This window comes from Methanobrevibacter sp. (assembly GCF_017447225.1).
Taxonomy (GTDB): Archaea; Methanobacteriota; Methanobacteria; order Methanobacteriales; family Methanobacteriaceae; genus Methanocatella.
In genome coordinates this window covers 1-22,589 of the sequence record NZ_JAFSNZ010000023.1, presented here as the reverse complement: position 1 = coordinate 22,589, position 22,589 = coordinate 1, and the positions used below count along the sequence as shown (strand labels likewise).

26 protein-coding genes and 2 tRNA genes are annotated in these 22,589 nt (G+C 33.2%); 12 read left to right on the top strand and 16 right to left on the bottom strand.

The window, feature by feature from the left end:
- Positions 1 to 9 precede the first annotated feature (9 nt).
- Positions 10 to 726, bottom strand: coding sequence for a DUF4012 domain-containing protein (locus tag IJQ68_RS02115; RefSeq protein ID WP_292796345.1), 717 nt, complete (start codon positions 724 to 726; stop codon positions 10 to 12).
- Between the two features lie 955 nt (positions 727 to 1,681).
- Between IJQ68_RS02115 and feoB the strand changes: the two genes are divergently transcribed.
- The 3 genes from feoB (at position 1,682) to IJQ68_RS02100 (ending at position 4,330) form a co-directional block, all read left to right on the top strand.
- Positions 1,682 to 3,700, top strand: a complete 2,019-nt coding sequence (feoB, locus tag IJQ68_RS02110) for a ferrous iron transport protein B (RefSeq protein WP_292796342.1) — start codon at positions 1,682 to 1,684, stop codon at positions 3,698 to 3,700.
- 156 nt (positions 3,701 to 3,856) lie between these two features.
- Positions 3,857 to 4,084 carry a FeoA family protein gene (locus tag IJQ68_RS02105; protein WP_292796340.1) on the top strand — a complete coding sequence of 76 codons (228 nt, stop codon included), beginning with the start codon at positions 3,857 to 3,859 and terminating at the stop codon, positions 4,082 to 4,084.
- A 48-nt stretch (positions 4,085 to 4,132) separates the two neighbouring features.
- A complete protein-coding gene (locus IJQ68_RS02100) occupies positions 4,133 to 4,330 on the top strand; it encodes a hypothetical protein (protein WP_292796338.1) in 198 nt (65 codons plus the stop codon).
- On the opposite strand, the gene IJQ68_RS02095 is transcribed toward IJQ68_RS02100, so the two are convergent.
- The 7 genes from IJQ68_RS02095 to IJQ68_RS02065 all read right to left on the bottom strand — a co-directional run bounded on the left by IJQ68_RS02095 (position 4,327) and on the right by IJQ68_RS02065 (position 9,558).
- Positions 4,327 to 5,166: an energy-coupling factor ABC transporter ATP-binding protein gene (locus IJQ68_RS02095; protein ID WP_292796335.1), complete on the bottom strand. Its 840-nt coding sequence runs from the start codon at positions 5,164 to 5,166 to the stop codon at positions 4,327 to 4,329. The two genes, IJQ68_RS02100 and IJQ68_RS02095, sit on opposite strands and share 4 nt — an antisense overlap.
- A gap of 16 nt (positions 5,167 to 5,182) precedes the next feature.
- The gene (cbiQ, locus tag IJQ68_RS02090; protein WP_292796332.1) at positions 5,183 to 6,013 is read right to left on the bottom strand and encodes a cobalt ECF transporter T component CbiQ; all 831 of its coding nucleotides are present in this window, start codon (positions 6,011 to 6,013) and stop codon (positions 5,183 to 5,185) included.
- A 103-nt stretch (positions 6,014 to 6,116) separates the two neighbouring features.
- On the bottom strand, positions 6,117 to 6,404 hold the full coding sequence (locus tag IJQ68_RS02085) for a PDGLE domain-containing protein (RefSeq protein WP_292796330.1): 288 nt from the start codon (positions 6,402 to 6,404) through the stop codon (positions 6,117 to 6,119).
- 1 nt (position 6,405) lies between these two features.
- Complete coding sequence (cbiM, locus tag IJQ68_RS02080) at positions 6,406 to 7,053, bottom strand: cobalt transporter CbiM (protein ID WP_292796328.1); 648 nt, start codon at positions 7,051 to 7,053, stop codon at positions 6,406 to 6,408.
- A 261-nt stretch (positions 7,054 to 7,314) separates the two neighbouring features.
- Positions 7,315 to 8,595: an oligosaccharide repeat unit polymerase family protein gene (locus IJQ68_RS02075; protein ID WP_292796326.1), complete on the bottom strand. Its 1,281-nt coding sequence runs from the start codon at positions 8,593 to 8,595 to the stop codon at positions 7,315 to 7,317.
- 12 nt (positions 8,596 to 8,607) lie between these two features.
- Positions 8,608 to 9,384, bottom strand: a complete 777-nt coding sequence (locus IJQ68_RS02070) for an adhesin (protein ID WP_292796324.1) — start codon at positions 9,382 to 9,384, stop codon at positions 8,608 to 8,610.
- A gap of 6 nt (positions 9,385 to 9,390) precedes the next feature.
- Positions 9,391 to 9,558 (bottom strand): 4Fe-4S dicluster domain-containing protein, encoded by a 168-nt coding sequence (locus IJQ68_RS02065; RefSeq protein ID WP_058738535.1) that lies wholly within the window; start codon positions 9,556 to 9,558, stop codon positions 9,391 to 9,393.
- A gap of 181 nt (positions 9,559 to 9,739) precedes the next feature.
- On the opposite strand from IJQ68_RS02065, the gene IJQ68_RS02060 reads away from it, so the two are divergent.
- From IJQ68_RS02060 to pstB, 8 genes are all read left to right on the top strand, one after another.
- Positions 9,740 to 9,822: transfer RNA gene (locus IJQ68_RS02060), tRNA-Leu, on the top strand.
- A gap of 40 nt (positions 9,823 to 9,862) precedes the next feature.
- A tRNA-Thr gene (locus IJQ68_RS02055) sits at positions 9,863 to 9,935 on the top strand.
- A 162-nt stretch (positions 9,936 to 10,097) separates the two neighbouring features.
- Positions 10,098 to 10,967, top strand: coding sequence for a hypothetical protein (locus IJQ68_RS02050; RefSeq protein WP_292796318.1), 870 nt, complete (start codon positions 10,098 to 10,100; stop codon positions 10,965 to 10,967).
- 5 nt (positions 10,968 to 10,972) lie between these two features.
- Entirely contained in the window at positions 10,973 to 11,860 is an 888-nt protein-coding gene (locus IJQ68_RS02045; RefSeq protein ID WP_292796422.1) for a PhoU domain-containing protein, read from the top strand.
- Positions 11,861 to 11,967: 107 nt separating this feature from the next.
- The gene (locus IJQ68_RS02040) at positions 11,968 to 12,762 is read left to right on the top strand and encodes a phosphate ABC transporter substrate-binding protein (protein WP_292796315.1); all 795 of its coding nucleotides are present in this window, start codon (positions 11,968 to 11,970) and stop codon (positions 12,760 to 12,762) included.
- Positions 12,755 to 13,606, top strand: a complete 852-nt coding sequence (gene pstC, locus IJQ68_RS02035; RefSeq protein ID WP_394355662.1) for a phosphate ABC transporter permease subunit PstC — start codon at positions 12,755 to 12,757, stop codon at positions 13,604 to 13,606. Before IJQ68_RS02040 ends, pstC begins: the two co-directional genes overlap by 8 nt.
- A gap of 1 nt (position 13,607) precedes the next feature.
- Positions 13,608 to 14,429, top strand: coding sequence for a phosphate ABC transporter permease PstA (gene pstA / locus IJQ68_RS02030; RefSeq protein WP_292796310.1), 822 nt, complete (start codon positions 13,608 to 13,610; stop codon positions 14,427 to 14,429).
- Positions 14,429 to 15,178, top strand: coding sequence for a phosphate ABC transporter ATP-binding protein PstB (gene pstB / locus IJQ68_RS02025; RefSeq protein WP_292796308.1), 750 nt, complete (start codon positions 14,429 to 14,431; stop codon positions 15,176 to 15,178). The genes pstA and pstB overlap by 1 nt, the downstream gene beginning before the upstream one ends.
- Before the next feature lie 466 nt (positions 15,179 to 15,644).
- On the opposite strand, the gene IJQ68_RS02020 is transcribed toward pstB, so the two are convergent.
- The 7 genes from IJQ68_RS02020 to IJQ68_RS01990 all read right to left on the bottom strand — a co-directional run bounded on the left by IJQ68_RS02020 (position 15,645) and on the right by IJQ68_RS01990 (position 20,113).
- A complete protein-coding gene (locus IJQ68_RS02020) occupies positions 15,645 to 16,487 on the bottom strand; it encodes a fumarate hydratase (protein ID WP_292796306.1) in 843 nt (280 codons plus the stop codon).
- A gap of 69 nt (positions 16,488 to 16,556) precedes the next feature.
- Positions 16,557 to 16,787: a 4Fe-4S binding protein gene (locus IJQ68_RS02015; protein ID WP_292796302.1), complete on the bottom strand. Its 231-nt coding sequence runs from the start codon at positions 16,785 to 16,787 to the stop codon at positions 16,557 to 16,559.
- Between the two features lie 9 nt (positions 16,788 to 16,796).
- Positions 16,797 to 17,297, bottom strand: coding sequence for a 4Fe-4S dicluster domain-containing protein (locus IJQ68_RS02010; RefSeq protein ID WP_292796299.1), 501 nt, complete (start codon positions 17,295 to 17,297; stop codon positions 16,797 to 16,799).
- A gap of 10 nt (positions 17,298 to 17,307) precedes the next feature.
- Positions 17,308 to 18,177, bottom strand: a complete 870-nt coding sequence (porB, locus tag IJQ68_RS02005) for a pyruvate synthase subunit PorB (protein WP_292796295.1) — start codon at positions 18,175 to 18,177, stop codon at positions 17,308 to 17,310.
- 2 nt (positions 18,178 to 18,179) lie between these two features.
- Positions 18,180 to 19,325, bottom strand: a complete 1,146-nt coding sequence (gene porA / locus IJQ68_RS02000; RefSeq protein WP_292796293.1) for a pyruvate synthase subunit PorA — start codon at positions 19,323 to 19,325, stop codon at positions 18,180 to 18,182.
- Positions 19,326 to 19,338: 13 nt separating this feature from the next.
- Positions 19,339 to 19,581, bottom strand: a complete 243-nt coding sequence (gene porD, locus IJQ68_RS01995; protein ID WP_292796290.1) for a pyruvate synthase subunit PorD — start codon at positions 19,579 to 19,581, stop codon at positions 19,339 to 19,341.
- Between the two features lie 10 nt (positions 19,582 to 19,591).
- Entirely contained in the window at positions 19,592 to 20,113 is a 522-nt protein-coding gene (locus IJQ68_RS01990; protein WP_292796286.1) for a pyruvate ferredoxin oxidoreductase subunit gamma, read from the bottom strand.
- Between the two features lie 266 nt (positions 20,114 to 20,379).
- Between IJQ68_RS01990 and IJQ68_RS01985 the strand changes: the two genes are divergently transcribed.
- Positions 20,380 to 21,981, top strand: a complete 1,602-nt coding sequence (locus IJQ68_RS01985; RefSeq protein ID WP_292796284.1) for a dihydropteroate synthase-like protein — start codon at positions 20,380 to 20,382, stop codon at positions 21,979 to 21,981.
- Between the two features lie 5 nt (positions 21,982 to 21,986).
- Here IJQ68_RS01985 and IJQ68_RS01980 read toward each other — a convergent pair whose 3' ends face one another.
- On the bottom strand, positions 21,987 to 22,373 hold the full coding sequence (locus tag IJQ68_RS01980) for a hypothetical protein (RefSeq protein ID WP_292796282.1): 387 nt from the start codon (positions 22,371 to 22,373) through the stop codon (positions 21,987 to 21,989).
- Positions 22,374 to 22,589: the final 216 nt, after the last annotated feature.

The window sequence follows — 22,589 nt, the reverse complement described above, 5'->3', positions numbered from 1 at the left end:
GGTTTTTTGTTATAATATGTTTTCAATACCTTTTGATGCTAAAAGTCCGATAAATGATCCTTGTGGGGTCATCACAATATTTCCTTTTGAATATTGTTCAAGAGCCACATTAACCATTGCTGTTTTCTTATCAGGGTTAGTTGCAGATTCGGCAGCTGCCCTTACAATATCTATAACAGCATCTCCTCTTGACTCTCCACCGCTTGACTGTTCTTCACGGATAATGTCAATACCGCTAGCATTAACATATGTCCCGTTAATATTTAATGGTGATGCGACATCAAGTATCGCATCCAATCCTTCGCTATTGATTGCTACAACAGCATCAATTGGTATCTGGGTCTGATATTCTACGATTTCTTTAGCGAATTTCATTGATTCTTCATTGTCTTTATACCAGAACGAATCATGCAGTAATAATTTTGATCCCGCTCCCTGGGCCTGTGCCTCTAATGGTTCTGATGCATTTGGATGTGTCATTCCATGCGGATAAATTGCAGTATAATTTTGTATTTCTCCGTCTTTCATATAAACAATGAATGCCATGTCACAAGCACCCATTCCAGGTCGTTTTTCACTTTCATCTATTGCACAGACTAAAATGTGGCTTTCACCTGAAGATAAGTCTCCCCCATTATTGATAAAAAGAGCTCCTGCAATAATTGTTATTATTCCTATTAGGATAACGATAATTATTGCAATAATTATTTTTTTTCTCCTATCCATGTCCATTACCTACACAATTTGATATTTAATAAAATTTATTCATTTATTATTATTTAAAAATTGGCTTTTTTTAATGAATTAAAAGGATTTTTGTGAGGTTAGGGTGTTTTTAATAAAAAAATAGTTGGGTGTATTGTATTAGTTAATGACAATTACATCCAAAGAAAAATGTCCAGATTTTTTTAAAAATTCTTTTTACAGTATTTGTCTCATTTGCTGCGGATTCACAGCATTTTGGTTTATTTTTTGTCGCCATTTAAATCACCTATCTTTTAATTATTATATTCTGATTTTTCATTATATAAAAATTTTGGTGTAACTAAAAATTAGTAAATAGGTGAAATTAAATATGTTAGACATATTTAATTTCGTGAGAGTAGTTATATGTTTTTTATTAAATTAGAAAAGAGAGTTAAACTAATTTAATAACAATCGGAGTGTAGTAATGTCGTTTTAAACAACAACACATTAGTAATATCAAATTAGATATTTAGGCGTACCTAATTTTCATCACTAGTTATAATGTAGTTTGTTATTATATATAAAGCTTTTCATTTTTTTAGGTAAACCTAAATTTTAAAAAAAGTTAAAGAAGTTTAATGTGGGATCAAACTTCTTTCTTGAGGAAAAATATATGGATTTTTTAAAATCTTTGGAGTGTATATTTTTTTGGTAAGTTCATTACCTTGATTAATATATACTATGTATTTACTTATAAAATTTCCTATTTTTTTAGGCATACCTAAATATTAATTTTGTTTTGGTATGCCTAAACATTTAAATAGAATAAAAATAAAACTTTATAATATGTTTAGGTTAGCCTAATCTTTGAATTTTGAAGTTGGTAGAAACTTAAACTAAGATGATTTTTTTCAAAAAAGGGTGATGTTTATTAAGATCTCTGTATCTTAATAAATTTTCTCTATTTAATTCAATAAAAATGGGAGAATGGTTAATGAAAGAATTAATTGTAGGATTAGCTGGTAACCCAAACGTGGGTAAAACTACAGTATTCAATCAATTAACTGGTATGCGCCAACATGTAGGTAACTGGCCTGGAAAAACCGTTGAAAGGGCAGAAGGTAGTTTCAAACATGGTGACTACGAATATGATGTTGTCGATTTACCGGGAAATTATGCATTAAGTGCTCATTCTATGGAAGAAATTGTTTCAAGAGATTTCATTGTAGATGACGACTCAGATGTAATAATTAATGTAGTTGATGCGGCTAATTTGGAACGTAATTTGTACTTAACAGTTCAAATGATGGAATTAGGTGCTAATTTAGTAATGGCACTCAACATGAATGATTTTGCTAAGAAAAAAGATCACATCATTGATATTAAATTAATGAGTGAATTATTAGGTTTCCCAGTAGTGGAAGTTAATGCGAAAACCAAAGATGGTTTTGACGAATTATTAACAACCGTTGAAAATGCTGCTGCAAAACCTATTGACTCTAGTGCTAAATTATCATATGGTGATGAATTAAGAGAACATCTGGGTGATCTTCAATCAATTATAGAACAGGATAAATCTTTACTTGATGTTCCTTCAGTTTGGACTGCAATTAAGTTATTAGAAAAAGATTCAATTGTTATAGAAAAAGTTCAGCAATCCAGCATGAGTTCCAAAATCATGATGGAAGTTGACAAAGTCAGCAAACACCTTATTGACATTTACTCTGAAGGTGCAGAAGAGGTTATTGCAAACGCAAGATATGCATTTATTGACGGTTTAGTAGCTGAAGCTGTTAAAAAACCAGCTGTTGAAAAAGAAACAACAACTGACAAAATTGATAAAATTGTTACAAACAGAATTTTAGCACCTATCATATTTATTGTTATCATGTGGCTATTGTTCCAGTTAACATTTACAATTGGAGCGCCTTTCCAAGATATGATTGACGAATTATTCGGTATGATTGCAGAAGCAGTTGCTGCATTTATCCCTAACGAATACCTCGCTTCCTTTATCTGTGACGGTATCATTGGAGGAGTAGGTGGAGTTCTTACTTTCTTGCCAATTATTATTCTAATGTTCTTATTCTTAAGTATTTTAGAAGACTGTGGTTACCTTGCAAGAGCTGCATTTACTTTGGATAAAGTTATGCACAAATTAGTGGGTCTTCACGGAAAAGCATTCATTCCTATGATTTTAGGATTCGGTTGTGGTGTGCCTGCTATTATGGCTACCAGAACTATGGAAAATGAAGGGGACCGTATGCTTGCTATGATGCTTGTTCCATTCATGTCATGTACTGCAAGATTACCAATTTATGCTATTTTTACCGCAGCATTCTTTGCTGAAAACGAAGGTACTGTTTTACTCGCAATCTACTTATTAGGTATTGTAGTTGCTCTTATTGTTGCAGGTATTCTTAAAAGAACTATGTTTAAAGGAATGTCCACTCCATTCGTTATGGAACTTCCAACATATAAAGTACCATCCGTAAAAGGTGTATTATTACACACTTGGGAAAAAGTAAAAGGATTCTTAAGAAAAGCAGGTACTATCATTCTTGCTTGTTCAATCGTATTATGGGCTTTAAGTATCTTCCCATTAGGTGTAGAATACGGATCTGCTGACAGTGTTTTAGGTATGATCGGTAATGTAATTGCTCCAATATTCGCTCCATTAGGATTTGGATTCTGGCAAGCTGCTGTAGCTATTATCGCTGGTTTAGCTGCTAAAGAAGTTGTAGTTGCAACCTTCGGTACTTTAGCTGGTATGGAAGAAGATGATGAAGATGGAATTACTTCATTAGTACAAGAAACATTCACTCCATTGTCTGCATTCTCATTCATGGCATTTACATTATTATACACTCCATGTTTCGCAGCTATCGGTGCAATCAAACAGGAAACCAACAGTTACAAATGGGCATTAACCATGTGTGCTATCACTTTAGTAACTGCATATATTGTTTCATTCTTGATATTCAATATTGGTGCTTTAGCTGGATTTGCATAGGTGAAAAATATTTAATGTACATAAAATCTTAAATTATGATGATTAGATTTTTCTAATTATCATTAATTTTTTGGCTTAACTAAATATTTATATAATAGTTAATACAAAGTTATGTATACCTAAAAATTATTTTAATATTTATTGATTGGTGATAAAATGAAAACATTAAAAGATGCAAAACCTGGTGAAACAGTAACTTTAGTAAAATACCATGATACTGGAGATATTGATTTAAGAAGACACTTATTAGGTATGGGTTTTGTTAAAGGAGCTAAAATTCAAGTTAAAAAAGTAGCTACTTTGGGAGATCCTATTGAAATGAGTATTAAAGGTTATGATGTTTGTCTTCGTAAAGAAGAAGCTGAAAATATTGAAGTAGAATAGCTTCAATTTTTCTTTTATTTTTTAATTTATTAAAATAACGGTGTTATTATGAAATGTCGTATGTGTGGTTTCGAGTTTGATGAAACTACGTTGGAGGATAGGGGATGTTCCAGCTGCGGTAAACATGGTTGCAACAGTATTCATTGTCCGAACTGTGGATTTGCAAACTCTCCGGAACTTGATGATGAATTTGAGTTCATCACTAAACTTAAAGACAGATTCAAAAAACGTAAATCTGTCAATTAATCTTTTTTCATTTTTAATATTTCTTCAACCACTTCATTTATACTAATTTTTGTTGTATCAACAGAATATCCTTTTTCCTTAAGTTTATATAATATTTCAGTCGTTATCGGTGCTTTTAAATGAGCCTTTTTCAATAATTCCTTGTTGGAAAATATATCATGTTTGTCTCCACTTTTAAGTATTTCTCCTTCATTTAAAACAAATATCTTTTCGGCAAATTCGTTTACCATTTCTATATCATGTGAAGATATTACAATACTCATTCCTTCTTTATTTAAATTATCTAATATATTCAATACCTTTTCGACACCTTCCGGATCCAAGCCTGCAGTAGGCTCATCAAGTATCATGATTTCGGGTCTCATTGCTATAATTCCGGCAATAGCTACCCTTTTCTGCTGACCTCCGCTTAAATGGTGGGGTGTTTTATCCTTGAATTTTTCCATTCCCACCATCTTTAAGGCTTCATCAACACGTTTTTCCACTTCTTCATAACTTAAACCCAAATTCATTGGGCCGAAAGCAACATCTTCCTTAACTGTCGGTGCAAATAGCTGGTCATTGGGATCCTGAAATACTATTCCGACCTTCTGTCTGACTTCAAGAAGAGTATCTCTATCATATTTTATAGGTTTTCCATCTATTTCAATGTGTCCTGAGGTCGGTTCGGTCAGTCCGTTGAAATGAGAAAACAATGTGGACTTTCCTGCACCATTCGGTCCCATTATTGCAACCTTTTGACCTTTGTAGATTTCCATGTTGATGTTTTTCAATGCATGGGTTCCGTCAGGGTATGTGTAATCTAAGTTTTTAGTTGAAAGATGTACTTCGCTCATTTTAATTCCAGCCTCATTAATTTATTGATAAGTTCTCTCCAAGGTATCCTAACTGATTCGCATATTTAATTAAAACAATTTCGATAATTATAATTAATAAAATTATTGTGACAATGTATATGTAGTCGAACTTTTCCAATGATTTCTTTTCATTAAATAAATCTGACTTGTCTGAATAGCCACGACTGATCATACTTTTGTAAACTCGTTCACCTTGTTCATATGACTTAACAAACATCATGGCAATTGAATAACCAACCTGTTTCACTCTCCATTTGTATGGTGTTAACTTTGAATGGATATGAAAATTCCTGGATTTTTGAGATTTTCTGATTGCAGCCAGTTCATCGATAAATACGAATAAAAATCTTACCATTATGCTTAAAATCATTGCAAGGTCTTTCGGCATTTTCAGTCTTCTGAATGATGCAACTATCTGCTGCATCGGGCTTGTGGAAGATAATATTACAATTGAAGTCAGGGAAACTATCATTCTAACAAGCAATAAAATCGCCCAATTCAGTCCGACATCGGTTACTGTAATCCATGAATAGCTCCATAAAATGTTTCCCGGATGGATGAATGGCTGAAATATTATGATTGCTCCACCAAACGGAAGTAATAATGCAATTCGTTTAAATGAATCAAAATAAGATAATTTTGCAATATATATCACTATTAATAAAAATACTTCTAAAACAATAGGTATAAACAGATTATTTGAAAAAGCAGCTATAACAATAATCAGAATAGCAGATATAAGCTTAATTCTCCCATCCAAATTATGGATTGGGCTGTCTTTTGATGCCAATTCGTCCAAATTCAATGCTTTCGTGATATCTGCCATAATATTTCTCTAAAAAAATTTATTATTTTAAGTAATAATTATTATATAAAAAATAGTATAAAAAGATAGAAGTTAAATAAACTTCCTCTTTTTACAATTTCACTTAACTTCTTCTTTTCACTATTTCGCCGACAGCAAATCCGCAGACAAGTGTCAGCAGCGCACCTAATATGAGCACGCCAACTTCACCAATTGATTCAAGAGGTTCGTATGAATAGTCGGGGAATGGTGAAGCGAATACTTCGGTTGCTACGTCTTCAGGAACTCCTGAATCTTCAGCTGATTTTTCTAATCCGTCTGGATCGCCTGATGCGATGAATGGGGAAAGACAACTTATTATAACACAAATTACTACTGCAACTATTATTAATGTTTTATCACGTTGTTCCATGTTATTGTCCTCCTTCCGCTATTTTGTTTTTGTTCCAAGCTAAAAGGTCTGGTCTGAATTTTTCTAAAGCCATTATCACAATAACTGTCAATACAGCTTCAATTATACCAATGAATATGTGGTATGTTACCATTGAAGCGATTCCGATACTTAATGGGAATGTTCCTGCTATTGCCATTTCAATTGCACATGCTAATGCTGCAATTACTGTTGCTAACCATGCTGCAACTCCACTTGCTCCATAAATTCCGATAGTTCCTTTTAAAGCTTTAAAGGTGTATAAACCAACAAATCCTCCGATAATTGCCATGTTCAATACGTTTGCTCCAAGTGCAGTAATTCCTCCATCTCCAAATACTAATGCTTGAATAATCAGTACAACGGTGAATACGAGTACGGCTGCTTCGGGTGCACAGAATATTATTGCCACTAATGCTCCACCAACCATGTGCCCACTTGTTCCGAATGGAATTGGCATGTTCATGGACATTATAGCAAAGATACCTGCTGCAAGAACGGCTAAAAGAGGGATACGTTTTTCATCAAGGTTATTTCTTGCCCATTTGCTGGCAAAGTATAGTGCTACGATTAAAATCACATAGTATATAGCGCATTGCCAGAATGGTATAAATCCGTCAGGTATATGCATTATTTTTCCTCCATTTTCCTATTTGTATTACTTTTTTTAGAAATTTTAGCTTTAAAGTAATACTTAATTTTATTTAATATCAAGTTTTAGGGAGTTTTATTCAATTTGTTAATGAATACTTCTTAATTTTATCTTGACATTAAACATTTTTACGATTTTTCTTATATAAAGATTTTTAAAGTAATACTTTAATGCATTTTTTTTCAAAAAAAGTAATAAAAAAGTATTACTGAACGTATAAAAATTTAAAAATTAGTATTACTAATTGAAAATACTTTTTAAAATTATTGTAATGTAAATGAAAATAGCTACTGCAAAATAAAATAAAACCTGGATATCCAAAATTCCTGTTTCAACACCTAAAATAGAATAGGTCAAAAGCAATCCGTATAATCCAATATAAAAGAAGTTTTTAGTTTTTTTCATTATTTTAAAACCGATACCCAATATGAAACCTAAAAGACACATCTCAACTGCAACGCCCACTTTTCCAAAATCAACCACCATCTGTCCGATTAATGTGGGTGTTACTGTAACTTCGGTTCTCCATGAAATCAACTTACCGACAAGCATTCTAGGCCCAAGTTCACTTCCGGGAATTGAGCTTGCAATCATCTGGCCATGGGTTACACCAAAGTTTCCGCCAATAACATCAAGCAGATTCAAAACATGCAATGTGAAGTCAGCTCTGCTTTTAAGAGTGTAAAAAGGATCAATTGCGCTGCTGACTGTCAGTTCATTGATTGACCTGAAATATCCTATTCCAATTATTGCACCAACACCTATCATTCCTCCAAGCACGACTTCCCAAACGGCAATTATGTCTCCATAGTATGCAATGATTATTAAGAGAAGCAATGCCGCAAGAATCGGCGTTCTATAGCCTAATGTCAATAGAATAGCAACATCAATTACGAGAAGTAAAAGGAATCTGAATCGAACTTGTGATCTGGTGATTAGTTTATCCTGAAAATCTTTCAGATAAACGCTAGCCAATATGCAAGTTCCAGGAATTATTAGAAATACGGGCATTGTAAATGCAGGTTTTAACAGATACCTTATTGATGGCCTTAATATTGGAATTCCACCAACAGATGCTATGCTGATAAAGAAAAATACAATACTTATTAGAATTAAACAAAATCCTATTGAATAGATATCTCTTCTTTCAAACACCAAGACATTTTTCATATCGTTTAAGAAAAACCTTGGCAGTATTGTTGCACCAATAAAAAAGAATACGAATGCAATTATCAGACTTTCAGCTAAACTTATGGAAACTGAATTCAGCGATAATGCCAGAAATGCAGCAAAAACAACAAGAACGACCAACGGGTTGAATATATGATTTTTCAAAACATTGCTTTTCTTTATAAAACTTAAAAAGTTTTCACTAGGATATAAACTTTTAAAAAAACTGTTCACCCATTGGTTTTCTATAAAAGAAATAATAGAAAATATTGTTGTGAATAGAAAGGATTTATGAAATTCATCACTTATTATATTTAAAAAAGATGTTAATTTAGAATAAATGAAACTCATAAATCACACAACTTAAAATTTTTGAATATTGATAACATCAAAATTGTTTTCAATGGTATCTATGTCCGAATCACTACAATTGTAAAGTCTTATGGTTATCTGGCCAGTAATTCCATTAAATTCACCGATGATTGGACTAACCTGAGATAATTCAGTATCTGTTGCTCTTATAATACTTATTTGGTCTGTATAACCTGTATTTGTAGCTTTAACAGAAATTCTTTCATTGTTTTGGAATAATAAATTGTTTATTTCCTGGAATGTTGTCGTTTCGACGGAATCAACAGAAATTGTAGTCGTGATTTCGTATGTTGCATTTTCTGGAAGTTCTGATATTAAATCATTAATGGAGGTAATATTTTCAGGATTTACTTTAATCTCTGTTAGATTAGAATATTTCTCGCCATTCATTTCAAGGGTCATGCTGTCAAGGTATATGTCTGCATTCGGGACGTGATTATAAAGTCCTACAATATAATCTGTTCCATTACAGTTAACAAGGCCTTTTACGTTACTTCCCCTGTCATCGTCCATCCATTTGATGTTACCTTCTAACGTAACAGGTTTTCCGTCACTTGAATTAAATCCGTGTATTGTAGTATCAACAATAAATCCTTGTCTATAATAAGTTAAATATTTCTCAACGATTTTGTTCAATGTTGAGGAGTCATAAGATGTACTTTCTCTAGCTGAATCATCATCAGACGTGATGTGTATGAATGCAAATACAACTGCACATATTACTAAAATAATAATTGCATAATCAACTAGTGTAAATCGTTTTTTCATATCTGATCATTCTTCATAAATCGCACCCACAGGACAAACGTCAACACATTCACCACATGAATCGCATTTGTCAGGGTCAATAATTACTTTATATGCTTTTTTTGTTATTGCTTCTTCCATGCACACGTCAATGCAATCTTCGCATATTCCACATTCTTCCATATCTATTATCATCAATGTGATACACCACGATTCAATTATTTTATAAAATAATTTTCCATATAACTTATTTTAATATTTTCTTTCTTAATATTTAAATAGTTTTTTTAAATATTCTTATTTGCTGCCTTTTTAATCTATATTCATATTTGGTGCAAACATTTATATATTATAAAAACAAACATTTATACTGTATGCAGGGGTGCCCGAGCGGCCAAAGGGGGAGGACTTAAGATCCTCTGGCATAGGCCTTCGAGGGTTCGAATCCCTTCCCCTGCACTGTATTTTTTCATGTTTTTTATTATGTATTCTCGATTATGCCTTAGTGGCTCAGCCGGTAGAGCGCCACCTTGGTAAGGTGGAAGTCGGGGGTTCGAATCCCCCCTAAGGCTTTTAAAAACTATTTTTGTAATTTTATCGTTTATTTTAGTTATTCTGGTATTTTAAAGGAATATTTGTTGATTCTAATATTAACTTAATAATTAAATATTTAAATATAAAAAATAAATAGTATTATTACAATTTAATTCAATTAATTTTTTTAGGTGATAATTTTGAATCATTCAAAAATTATTTTAGTGGCATGTATTTCAGCATTTGTCGCTATGACAACTGCGGTTTTAGGTGTTGCAGGTACTATTATTGGATCAGTATTATCATCTGTTCTTTATAATGTACTGTCTGAAGCCTTAGAAAAACCAGTTACTAATGCAAAATTTTCTACAAATTTTGAATGGGATATAGCATATGTATTTCCTTTAGTTGTTGTTTTAATCATTCAGCTTTTATTGATACTGGCATTCTTGTCTGAATGGGGTTTCTTACCAAGTGCATTCCTGAATATTTATTTATCAATTCAAGGAGTAGCTTCAAATAATCTATATAGGGTTTTAGGTTTCTCCTTAATTGTAATGAGTGTTTATCCATTTATACTAAAAAGAGACCTTGTTAAAAAATCTGACGGTATTATAATTCTATTGATTGGACTTATATTCTTAGCTAGAGGATTTTCAGATGGTGGAAGTACTGTTTCACATACTTTCAGTGTAATCTTTGATTATGTGGATTTCCCAATGGCATTAATTGCATTTTTATTGCTGATTTATGTTATTAATAACATTTTATCTTCCGCAAGAGCATCTGAAAAGGAATTCAATAATTTAAGAAGAAACTTCAATGAAAATGATTATGATGATTTGCAATTAAAAAATATTCATCGCAAAAAAAATAGCAGAAATTTAGATGACTTGGAATTAAAACAGGTTAATCGCAGAAAATCCCGCAGAACTCCTCCTAGACAACATCCTAGGAATAATTATTCACATAATAGAAATAATACTAATCGTTCAAAAAGAAAAATAAATGAATCAATAGACGGATTTCAATTTGAATCCAATGATTTACTTGATGATTATAAAAAATGATTGCTATGGCAAAGAAAAACAAAACTTTAAAAGATATTTTGGATTTTATTCTATATGAAAATCCTTCAACTCAGGATGAGATTGCAGAACGTTTTGGAATTTCCCGCAGGTATGTGACTCAATTAATGCAACCATTAATCAAGGACGGGACTATAAAAAGAGCATATATGATTGATTTAAAAAGTTATGAAGCAGTTGCTGAATCATTAGGTGAATACACAATGCCTCGGGATGTTGCGGGCAATGTTTTAATCAATGATATGCTGGCCAATATGGAGAAACATGTCCATTCCCAACTTGAAACTTCATTTGATGCGATTTTGGAATATGATGAAGAAAAGGCTAAAAGGGCTTTGGAAATGGATTATGCTACAAATAACATGGTGGAAAAGATCAGAACATCTGTCGAGACTATTGTCAGCATTAATCAGCATTCAGAATTCTCCAAATCTGTTTTATATAATGAGGTTGCATATGATTTGGAGCGTATAGGTGATTATTGTGGCCATATTGCAAAGTTTGTCATTAATGACATTTATGAAGTAAACGAGTCAATTCTTAAAAAACTAAAGAAAATGTATAAAACTGCTCAAAAAATGCTTCGTTTATCCATGCTTGCTTTTTTAGAAGGTCGTACAGAACTAAAAGAGGATATTATGGAATTGGAAGAGTCAATTCACATTCTGCAGTCTAAAGCTATTAATCTTATTGCAACCCAAATGGCTGAAAATTCTTTTGATGAAAAAGAACGTTCAAATTACTTCATTTATCTATTTAGAGTAATTAAGGCTTTTGAACGTATTGGTGATATTTCTGTAGAGATTAGGGATGTGGCTATTGAATTTCATGATAATATTCCTAGACCAACTACTCCACGTACTTTCAGGGAATAATCCCTTTTATTTTTTTAAATTTCATTGTTCCTATTTTGAGAACTTTCTTTCACAAAAAGTAAAGTTTATATACTTCATCATGATAAGTCTATTACACGGTGAGAGCAATGAAAAAGAAGTATATTATATTCTCATTAATTTTAGCTTTAGGACTTATGGTGTTAATTCAGGGCAATGCAAATTCTGAAGAGATTAATATTATAGGTTCTTCTTCAATTCAGCCGGTTTGTGAAGATTTGGTTGAGGAATATAAGAAAAATCGCTCTGAAACAGATATAACTGTTCAAGGTGGTGGATCAAATATGGCTATCAAGTGTGTCGATGCTGATATTGCAGATATTGGCATGTGCTCAAAAGAGTTGGATAATGAGTATGGCTTTACAGAATATGAACTGGGTCGTGAGGGAATTGTTGTTGCCGTTAATCCTTCAAATAATATTAGCGATTTGTCTGCTGAGGAACTTAAATGTATTTTCAACGGCAATATAACTAATTGGAATCAGGTGGGGGGTGAAAATAAATCTATAAATGTTTTTGTTCGAGAAGAAGGTTCCGGTACTTTGGATGCATTTAAAACAATAGTCATGAATCAAACGCCAATTTTAAACGATGCAATTGTTTTTAATTCTCAGGGTTCCATCAAACAAGCTATTGAACAGGACACTTCATCCATAGGGATAGTTTCATTGTCATATTTGGATGATGATATTAAAGCATTGGGTATTGATGGAATTTATCCGACAGAAGAATCAATTGCAAATGGATCATACTTGCTTCAAAGACCATTTTTGCTTCTTATAAAAGATGATCCCAGCAATGAAACTTTGGATTTCATAAATTGGATTAACAGCAGTGATGCTGAGGATATTTTGGATGAGAATAAAATAATCAGAGGTGTTTAAAGTGAATGAAAAAATCATCGAAAAAGGATTGTTATCAATAACATTATGCTTGTTTGTAATAATTTCATTAATAATAATTTTTCTAGTGCATGAATCCATTCCGGCATTCACTCATTTCGGATTAATAAGAATATTCACGGATATGCGTTGGATTCCTGATTTGAATTTATTCGGAATGCTTCCAATGATTGTATCTTCATTATTAGTGAGTTTTCTGGCGTTGGTATTTGCTGTACCATTATCGTTAACCACAGCCATTTATATTGAAGAGTTATCTTCAATCAGTATAAAAAATCTATTTAAACCAATAATTCAAACACTGGCAGGAATTCCTTCCGTAGTTTATGGATTTTTTGGATTAACTGTTCTGATACCATTAATAAGAGATTTTGTTGGAGGTGACGGATTCAGTGTTTTGGCAGCTTCAATTGTGCTAGCAATAATGATTTTGCCGACGATAATTACATTATCTCAAGATGCAATTAGAAATGTTCCTTTTGAATACAAGCAAGCATCATTTGCTTTGGGTTCCACTCATTTCCAGACGATTTCTAAAATTATATTGCCTACGGCATTGCCTGGAATTTTAACCGGAATAATTTTGGGTTTAGGTCGTGCAGTCGGTGAGACATTGGCAGTTTTGATGGTTATCGGAAATGTAAATCAGATACCATCTTCCATTTTGGATTCTGCAAGGACATTAACCTCGAATATTGCTCTGGAAATGGGTTATGCAATGGATATTCATTATAATATGCTCTTTGTCAACGGGGTTATATTATTTGTTATTATTGTAGTTCTGATGGCTTTAACAATGTGTATTCAACATAAATGGGGTTGTTAATATGGATTTAGTGAAAAAAATATTTTTTACATCATCTGGAATGATTACAGTGGCTATTCTTCTAGTTATAGTTTCATATATCCTAATTAAGGGTCTTCCATTCATAGACTTTGAGTTCATATTTTCCAATCCAATTGATTCAGGAAAATCCGGCGGAATATTTCCAATGATAATCTCCAGTTTGTATTTGCTTGTTTTGACGGCTTTAATTGCCGTTCCTGTTGGAGTCGGATCTGCAATCTACATGACACAGTACTGTAAAAGCAATACTTTTGTTAAGGTTGTGAGGTTCTGTTCCCAAACATTGTCTGCAATACCTTCAATTATTTATGGTCTGTTCGGTTTTGCCTTTTTAATAATGTTTTTAAAGCTGGATTGGTCATTGTTTACTGCTTCAGTAGTTCTGGCCATAATGTCTGTTCCAACTATATTTCAGGTATCGGAAATCAGCATCGATTCTGTTCCAAAAGAACTAATTGAAGCAAGCTTTGGATTGGGGGCATGTAAGTCACAGGCAATAACTTCAGTAATTTTGCCTTCAGCAATTTCAGGTATTTTTACAGGAATAATTCTGGCATTGACAAGGGCAATTTCAGAAGCAGCAGCGGTTATGTATGTTGTAGGTTCCACATTCACGGTTCCATTATCAATTTTTGATGCGGGTAGACCATTACCTCTTCATTTGTATATATTGGCTAGTGAAGGAGTTTCTGCTGATAATGCATATGCTACAGCTTCAGTTTTGATAATAATCGTATTGGTGATTACAGTTTTCAGCAATTATTGTTTAAACAGATACCAAAATAAAATGGAGGGATTATAATGAAAATTACTGTAAAGGATTTTAATGTGAATCTTGACGATAAGCATATTCTGAATAACATTAACTTAAATATTAAAAGAAATTCCATTCATGCAATTATCGGCTCGTCCGGATGTGGAAAGTCAACATTCATTAAATCAATTAATCGCATGAATGACTTGGTAAAAAATTTTAAATCTAGTGGAAAGATTCTGCTCGACGGTAAAAATATTTATGATGATGATATTGATGTCGTTAACCTGAGAAAAAGAGTTGGGATGGTTTTTCAAAAAGCAAATCCTTTTGCAAAATCCATTTTCGATAATGTGGCATATGGATTAAGGATTGCTGGATGTGAAGATTCAGGATATATCAAAAATACTGTTCTGGACAGTTTGGACTCTGTTGGTCTGTTGGATGAGGTTAAAGACAAGTTATATGAATCCGCTTTCAAGTTATCCGGAGGCCAGCAGCAAAGATTATGCATTGCAAGAACTATCGCAATCAGTCCTGAAGTCATTTTGATGGACGAGCCGTGCTCAGCACTTGACCCATTATCTACTTTAAAAGTTGAAGAGCTGATTAATGAGTTGAAAGATGAGTATACGATTGTTTTGGTAACTCATAATATGCAGCAAGCTCGCAGAATTTCTGATTACACTTCATTTTTTTTGGATGGTGTGTTAGTTGAAAACGGAAGAACTGAAGATATCTTTTCAAATCCTAAATGTGAAAAGACTGAAAATTATATTGCGGGGAGATTCGGTTAATTCAAATTATTTTGATAGGATAAGTGTATTCCAATATGTCCAATAGCTAATATTAATGAGGATATTACTAAAAAGATATTTTTCCCATGTATTCCTAAAAATAGAAATCCCAGAACAGGCAGTGTTGCTCCAGCTACGGGAATTCCTAAAAAATTGGAATACATGTCTTTTTGCTTTTAAAATACCTTATCCAGTAGATTTCATATAATGCCATAAAAAGGAATGCTAGAATTATCCATAATGTTATTCTGGTGTTTTCATCAGTAAAAAACAGTGATGTACAAACAACCAGGATTTGGCCGATTTTTTCTATGATGGATTATATTCTATTTTCATTTTCAGCATATTTTTCATAATTTTGGGGTTTGTTTTTTGTCCAAATGATGTTTGGAACAAAAAGCATTATCAAAAATATTACAGCAATATATGAAAGTCCAAAAATCATCAGTATTCCTTGATAAAGCCACTATTCATCATATATTCTTCCGGTTGCATGTCTGTCTGCCCAGCACTGGATACAGACTCCAATAGGCAAACCTGCTGTATGGGTATGTGCTTTCAATATTTTTACATCCAATGTGGTTGTTTTTCCGCCAAGACCCATTGGTCCAATTCCTGATGCATTGATTTCAGCTAAAATTTCTTCTTCTAATTTGGCTATTTCAGGATCTGGATTTCTTTCACCTACTTTTCCAAGCAGTGCCTTTTTACCTAATTTCAAACATAAATCAGAAGTTCCTCCAATACCAACACCAACGACTGTTGGAGGACATGGTTTTCCTTTTGCTTTTAAAACGGATTCCACAACAAATTCTTTGATTCCATCAATTCCTTCAGCAGGCAATGCCATTTTCAATGCATTATTATTTTCTGAGCCGAATCCTTTTGGTAATATTGTTATTTCAAGGTAATCTTCATCTATCAGTTCAATATCAATTGGAGGTATATAGTCTCCCACATTGATGTTTGTATTTTCACGAGTTAAAGGATCGACGATATTTGGTCTGATTGGGACATCGCTAGTTGCTTTTCTGATACCTTCTTCGATTCCTTCGCGAAGATTTTCCACTTCAACATTACCAAGTTTCACAAAAACAACTGGCAGACCTGTATCTTGGCACATCGGAATACCTTTTTCTTCTGCAAGTTCAATATTTTTCAAAATAGCTTCAATATTTAACCTAGCCAAGTCATGTTCTTCAACTTTAAGAGCATCTTCAAGTGATTTTTTTACATCATCACCAAGAACGATAACTGCCTGTTTGTACAGTTCATAAACTTTATCCCTAATAACCTCTTTAGTAATCAAAATAACAACCCTGTAAAATTCAATCAATATTATTTTTTGTTTTAAGGGATTATAAATATTGTTAAAAAATTAGTTGATGTGGATAGCTCCAATCGGGCAAACGTCTTCACATTGTTTGCATTTATCGCATTTTTGCTCATTGATGGTAATAGCTCCGCCCAATACTTCAATGGCATTATTCGAGCATTTCTTTAAACATGGTGCTTCTGATGGTTGGCAGTTCATACAAAATAAGGAAGGTGTGTCAACTTCTTTAAGTTGACAGTCACTTTCACAAGTTGTACAATTTAAACAATTCATAGAATTTTCCTATTCATTTAAAACAAGTCTTGCTCTTGCCTGACTTGTAATTACATGAACAATTCCACCTTTTTTACTGTCAGGTTCATACAATCCTGCAAGTTTGGCGATATATTTTTCTTGATTTTTAGCTTTAACTTTAGCCGGATCAACAACACTAATAGCTCTTTTGGTACATGCTTTAATACATGCAGGACCTTCCTCCCTATCAGAACAAAGGTCACATTTTTCAGCAATGCTTGCAGTGTAGGTCATTGCACCAAACGGACAAACCATTACACATAATCCGCAACCGATACATTTTTCAGTGTCGACTTTTTCGTCGCTTATTGCATCAGTCGGACAGATTTTGATACATGGCGCACTTTCACAGTGCTGACATACAATACCATAATAGGAGGAATCATGTTCTATGATTTTTATTCTAGATGATGCATGAATGGATGCGCACATATTTTCACAGTTGAGACAGCCATCACACATATTGCTGTTTACGGAAATTTTTTCCATAGTTTGCCTCCTATAATCCTAGTTCATCACAATGAGCATCGACGTATTTTTGTATTAATTCGACTTTTTCGTCATCCAAGTGTCTGAATCTTTTTTGTTGTGATAAATATTCTTTTACAGGTTTTCTTTCTTCAGGTGTAAAAGTAATATTGAATTCACCATTTTCAATTTCATATAATATCCAAGATCCAGTTTCTACAGCTAATCTACCCATTTCAATTGTTCTGGAAGGGTCATATCCCCAACCTGTTGTACATGGTTGTTGTAAGTGTATGTAAGCTGGGCCTTTTGTAGCGGCTGCTTTTTTAACTTTGTTGACATAATCTTCAGGATATGCGATTGATGCGGTAGCCACATATGGAATTCCGTGCGCTGCCATAATCATAGGCATATCTTTTTTAGGTTTGTCTTCTCCGAAGCTTGCAACACCTTTAGGTGAAGTTGTGGTTGTTGCACCGAATGGAGTTGCTCCACTTCTTTGAATACCTGTATTCATATATGCTTCATTATCGTAACAGATGTATGTCATGTTGTGTCCTCTTTCCATAGCTCCTGAAAGGGATTGTAAACCAATATCTACAGTTCCTCCGTCACCACCGAAAGCAACTACATTAACATCATCTTTTCCTTGTATTCTTAATGCAGCTTCAACACCAGATGCTACAGCACCGGAGTTTTCGAATGCTACATGAATAAATGGAATTTCCCATGAAGTTTCCGGATATGGGGTAGTCATTACTTCAAGACAACCTGTAGCAGAAATAGCTACAGTGTTTTCGCCTAAAGCATTAAGAGCTAATTTTACACCAATTGATGCTCCACAACCAGCACAGCCTCTGTGTCCTGGTGCTAATAAATCTTTATCAGGTATATCTACCATATCTATTCCTCCTTAAGTCCTATCCATGTGACATCTTTTTCTGGCACTTTTGTTTTTTCATATGCTTCGATTATGGATTCTGGTGTGATGTCTCTTCCACCTAAACCTGCAATAAATCCGTAAATCTCTTTATCGATTTTAACTTTCATATCTGCATAGAGCGCTCCGCCGATTCCGAATGAGAAGTTTTTATCAATTACAGCTATTTTATCACAGTTTTTAACCGCATCTTTAATTGCTTCAACTGGGAATGGTCTGTAAGCTCTGATTTTAAGTAAACCAACTTTTTCTCCTTTTTCTCTTAATTGGTCTACAATTACTCTGATAGTACTGCAAAGTGATCCCATTGCAACGAAAATTATTTCAGCATCTTCTGTTTTGTACGGTTCAACAAGACCATATTTTCTTCCAAAGATTTCTGCGAATTCTTCGCAGGTTTTTTCGATAACTTCCATTGATTTAGTCATTGCAACTTCCATTGCATATCTTGCTTCAGTATAATAATCTGGATCAGCAAAGTTACCTATGGACATTGGTTCTTTAGGATCAAGGTATGCATGTTCTGGCACATATGGAGGTAAGAACTTATCTACACTTTCTTGATCTGGAATTTCAACTGGTTCGACAGTGTGAGTTAAAATAAATCCATCTAAACATACCATTGATGGAAGTAAAACATCAGGATTTTCTGATACTTTGTAAGCCATTAAAGTTGTATCTAATGCTTCTTGAGCATTTTCAACATAAATTTGCAACCATCCTGCATCTCTTTGTGCAATTGAGTCTTGTTGATCGTTCCAAATATTTAATGGTGCAGAAATTGCTCTGTTTGCATCAGCCAATACGAATGGAGTTCTCATACCTGCTGCAGCATATAGAATTTCGTGCATTAACATTAATCCTTGTGAAGATGTTGCTGTAAATACTCTTACTCCAGCACCACTTGCTCCAACAGCAGCACTTATTGCACTGTGTTCAGATTCTACTTTAACATATTTAGCATCAATTTTTTCATCAGCAACATATTGTGCTAAGTATTCTGAAATTGTGGTTTGCGGGGTAATCGGATAAACAGGAATAACTTGTGGTTTTGCTAATCTAACAGCTTCTGCAACTGCTTTATTTGAGGTCATTACTTCTTTTACCATTTAATCACTCTCTTTATTCTTTTACCATTTCGATTGCGTCGGAAGGACATTCGTTGGCACAAATTCCACATCCTTTACAGTAATCGTAATCGATATCATGTTGTTTGTTTACACTAGCATCTGGACAAAAGAGAATACAATTATCACAATCAATACATTTTTCTTTATCTAAAATTGGTTTAAATGTTCTCCAGCTTCCAGTTTTGTTATTTCTACTATTGCCTGGGGTTTTAATTACACATCCTATACTTACCATATAATCACTCTCATCCCATATCATAAGCTTTTTTAGTAGCTTCTACGTTTAGCTCTCCAACTTTGCCAGGGAATGTTTCTCTAATCACTTCAAGAAGTGAATCAATAGTTACAGCTTGAGTTTTTTTAGCAAAATATCCTAAAATAATAGTATTTACGATGTTACGTCCTAACATGTCTAATGCAATTCCAGTTGCATCAATACTGTAGACTTCATGTTCACCGCTACCCTCAAAACTTTCGGTGTTAATGGTAACTTCAGTATTGTCTTTAATTCCTGAAAATACATCTACTACATTCAATAATCCGTCATCTAAAACTAAAACATAGTCCGGATTATATACTTGATATCTTAAATCAATTGGCTTATCATCAATTCTTGTGAAAGCCATAACTGGAGCTCCTCTACGTTCAACTCCAAAGAATGGAAAAGCTTGGGAATAATTACCGTCTTTAAATGCTGCTTTTGCAAGAATTTCAGCAGCAGTTACAGCACCTTGTCCGCCTCTTCCATGAAAACGAATTTCAATCATTAATTTTTCCTCCATATATTTATCATGTATAATCATTATAAATTACAAAATATATAAATCTTATGTTATAATTTAATTTTACAATATTTTTGTTTAAATTTTTATTAAATGTGCTTTTATTAAATGTTAATTATTCAATATTTATTTTTTAATCAAATAAAGGAATTTTAAAAAGATTTTAGATTATTTATAATGTTTAAAGTATATTTTGTTTTTCAAAGATTTAATATAATATAACTTTAATAATATAACCTTGAGGAGTTATTATGAAAGTTTTAATTATCACTGGTGATTTGGCTTATCCGTTAATTAAAAGTGTCGTTGAAGATTCAGCAGAAGATGTCATTGTTCATATTGCTGATACTCAAGTTGCAGCATTTTTAACTCCTAGAATGATTATTAATGAAGTAAAAACTTATTTTGCAGATCAGATGGATGATATTGATTTAATTTTAGTTCCGGGCCTAATCAAAAAAGGCACCAGAGAAATCACAAAAGAGCTTGGAATTCCAACATTTAAAGGTTCTACAGATGGTGCTGATTTGGCAATGGTTTTAAATCTTCTGGAAAATATTCAGCTATCTGAAGATAAGCCTGCAGATAAATTGATTGAGGAAGAGAAAAGAAAAGAGGCTTTCAAAATAATTGAAGACTTTGAAAATGATGAGGAAAATATAGAAAGGCTTCTTCAAAAACCGAATAACATTAGAATTGGGAACCTTCCTGTTGGTGAAGACTTTCCTATGAGAGTTTTAGCTGAAATAGCTAATGCACCATTTTTATCAAAAGAGGCACTAATCAATAAATGTCAATACTTTGTTGATTGTGGAGCGGATATGATTGATATAGGTATGGCTGCCGGAGAGGATTTTTCAGACAAGGTTCCGGAATTAATTGAAACATTAAGGCCAATTGTCGGAGACAGGCCATTAAGTATTGACACACTAAACACCAATGAAATTAAGGTTGCCGCTGAACATGGCATTGATTTTGTCTTAAGCCTTGATTTAGGAAACCAATCTAAAGTCGCACCGTTGTTAAAGGAGAAAGGAATTCCTGCAGTATTGCTTCCGACTAATTTCAGTGAAGGAATCTCTCCTAAAACTCCAGAAGAACGTGTTGAGGCAATGCATCAGTTGATTAAGGATACTGACGGATTAAAATATGTTGCTGATTTGATTTTAGATCCTGTTAACAGCGCAAGTATTGTCGAGTCAATCATAGCATGCAGAGATTTCCATCAGGTAAACAAGGCCCCGATGTTTTTTGGTGTTGGAAATGTAACAGAATTAATGGACGCAGATTCCGGAGGTGTCAATGTGCTTCTTGCAGGAATTGGTATGGAGCTTGGCGTCAGCATATTATTTACTCCTGAAGAAAGTGGAAAAACCAGAGGAAGTGTCTATGAACTTTCAACAGCTTCAAAGATGATGTTTCTTGCAAAACACAGAAAATCAATTCCTAAGGATTTGGGAATTAACATGGTTGCATTCAAGGATAAGCACAAAAGGAATGATATTATAGAAAATGAACTTGATGGCATTCCACAAGCAAAACTTTCAAAACCGTTAAAATTTGTACGTGATAGGGCGGGCAGTTTCAGAATAAATGTTGATTATGGAACTACTGTCAGTGAAAGCAGGATTATCGCAACTCATTTTAAGAAAAATAAGGCTGATTTAGTCATAGTCGGAAAAACAGCTAAAGAAATTTATGAAGAAATAATAAAAAAAGAATTGGTTACCCGTATGGAGCATGCTGCATATTTGGGCAGTGAACTGCAAAAAGCAGAAATTGCAATGATTACGGGTAAAGAATATGTTCAGGACTTTGAATTATTCAAAAATCCCGACCAATTTAAAAATTAATTTGTCTATTCCGGATCAACTATATCAAAGTCAGTACTTGGTGTTGAAGAACTGCTTGAAGAACTTCCACCACCTGAAGAACTTCCGCCGCTAGAGGAACTTCCACCACTATATGAGCTTCCACTAGAGCTTCTAGAACTTGAAGAAGAACTAGAACTTGAAGAGGAACTTGAACTTGATGATGAACTTTGACTTGATGAACTGGAACTAGTACTATTTGAATCTCCAGTTAATATTGAAAGTAAATCTGTACCATTATCATCTGAGGTGTCATTTACATCAGTAATATTGTTCGTTGTAACATCAGTACTGCTTGTGTAAACAAATGCACCCATTGTTAATATAATTATTACAATAATAACTGCTAAAATAACTATATTATCAAATTTCATATTTACCCTCCGATTATATATTAGTAATATTTTCTATTCATTTTTATATATAATCTTTTCTTTAAGTGAATTTATGGGACTGTCAACAGAAATGTTGTAATTTTATGAATATTCCTCAAACATTTTTTTAAGCAAAATCGAAGTTTCAACAATATTAAAATCAATTAAATAACGAGAAAAATAAGTAATTATAAAATAACAATATTAATGAGAGAT

Bases quoted from the DNA above. Each gene is read 5' to 3' on its own strand.
- IJQ68_RS02115 (WP_292796345.1), bottom strand. From the start codon at position 726: ATGGATAGGAGAAAAAAAATAATTATTGCAATAATTATCGTTATCCTA.
- IJQ68_RS01990 (WP_292796286.1), bottom strand. From the start codon at position 20,113: ATGATTGAAATTCGTTTTCATGGAAGAGGCGGACAAGGTGCTGTAACT.
- porA (WP_292796293.1), bottom strand. From the start codon at position 19,325: ATGGTAAAAGAAGTAATGACCTCAAATAAAGCAGTTGCAGAAGCTGTT.
- cbiM (WP_292796328.1), bottom strand. From the start codon at position 7,053: ATGCATATACCTGACGGATTTATACCATTCTGGCAATGCGCTATATAC.
- IJQ68_RS02105 (WP_292796340.1), top strand. From the start codon at position 3,857: ATGAAAACATTAAAAGATGCAAAACCTGGTGAAACAGTAACTTTAGTA.
- IJQ68_RS02095 (WP_292796335.1), bottom strand. From the start codon at position 5,166: ATGAGCGAAGTACATCTTTCAACTAAAAACTTAGATTACACATACCCT.
- pstA (WP_292796310.1), top strand. From the start codon at position 13,608: ATGGATTTAGTGAAAAAAATATTTTTTACATCATCTGGAATGATTACA.
- IJQ68_RS02045 (WP_292796422.1), top strand. From the start codon at position 10,973: ATGGCAAAGAAAAACAAAACTTTAAAAGATATTTTGGATTTTATTCTA.
- feoB (WP_292796342.1), top strand. From the start codon at position 1,682: ATGAAAGAATTAATTGTAGGATTAGCTGGTAACCCAAACGTGGGTAAA.
- IJQ68_RS02010 (WP_292796299.1), bottom strand. From the start codon at position 17,297: ATGGAAAAAATTTCCGTAAACAGCAATATGTGTGATGGCTGTCTCAAC.
- cbiQ (WP_292796332.1), bottom strand. From the start codon at position 6,013: ATGGCAGATATCACGAAAGCATTGAATTTGGACGAATTGGCATCAAAA.
- IJQ68_RS02075 (WP_292796326.1), bottom strand. From the start codon at position 8,595: ATGAGTTTCATTTATTCTAAATTAACATCTTTTTTAAATATAATAAGT.
- IJQ68_RS02070 (WP_292796324.1), bottom strand. From the start codon at position 9,384: ATGAAAAAACGATTTACACTAGTTGATTATGCAATTATTATTTTAGTA.
- IJQ68_RS02085 (WP_292796330.1), bottom strand. From the start codon at position 6,404: ATGGAACAACGTGATAAAACATTAATAATAGTTGCAGTAGTAATTTGT.
- IJQ68_RS02015 (WP_292796302.1), bottom strand. From the start codon at position 16,787: ATGAATTGTTTAAATTGTACAACTTGTGAAAGTGACTGTCAACTTAAA.
- IJQ68_RS01980 (WP_292796282.1), bottom strand. From the start codon at position 22,373: ATGAAATTTGATAATATAGTTATTTTAGCAGTTATTATTGTAATAATT.
- pstB (WP_292796308.1), top strand. From the start codon at position 14,429: ATGAAAATTACTGTAAAGGATTTTAATGTGAATCTTGACGATAAGCAT.
- IJQ68_RS01985 (WP_292796284.1), top strand. From the start codon at position 20,380: ATGAAAGTTTTAATTATCACTGGTGATTTGGCTTATCCGTTAATTAAA.
- IJQ68_RS02040 (WP_292796315.1), top strand. From the start codon at position 11,968: ATGAAAAAGAAGTATATTATATTCTCATTAATTTTAGCTTTAGGACTT.
- IJQ68_RS02100 (WP_292796338.1), top strand. From the start codon at position 4,133: ATGAAATGTCGTATGTGTGGTTTCGAGTTTGATGAAACTACGTTGGAG.
- porB (WP_292796295.1), bottom strand. From the start codon at position 18,177: ATGGTAGATATACCTGATAAAGATTTATTAGCACCAGGACACAGAGGC.
- IJQ68_RS02065 (WP_058738535.1), bottom strand. From the start codon at position 9,558: ATGATAATAGATATGGAAGAATGTGGAATATGCGAAGATTGCATTGAC.
- porD (WP_292796290.1), bottom strand. From the start codon at position 19,581: ATGGTAAGTATAGGATGTGTAATTAAAACCCCAGGCAATAGTAGAAAT.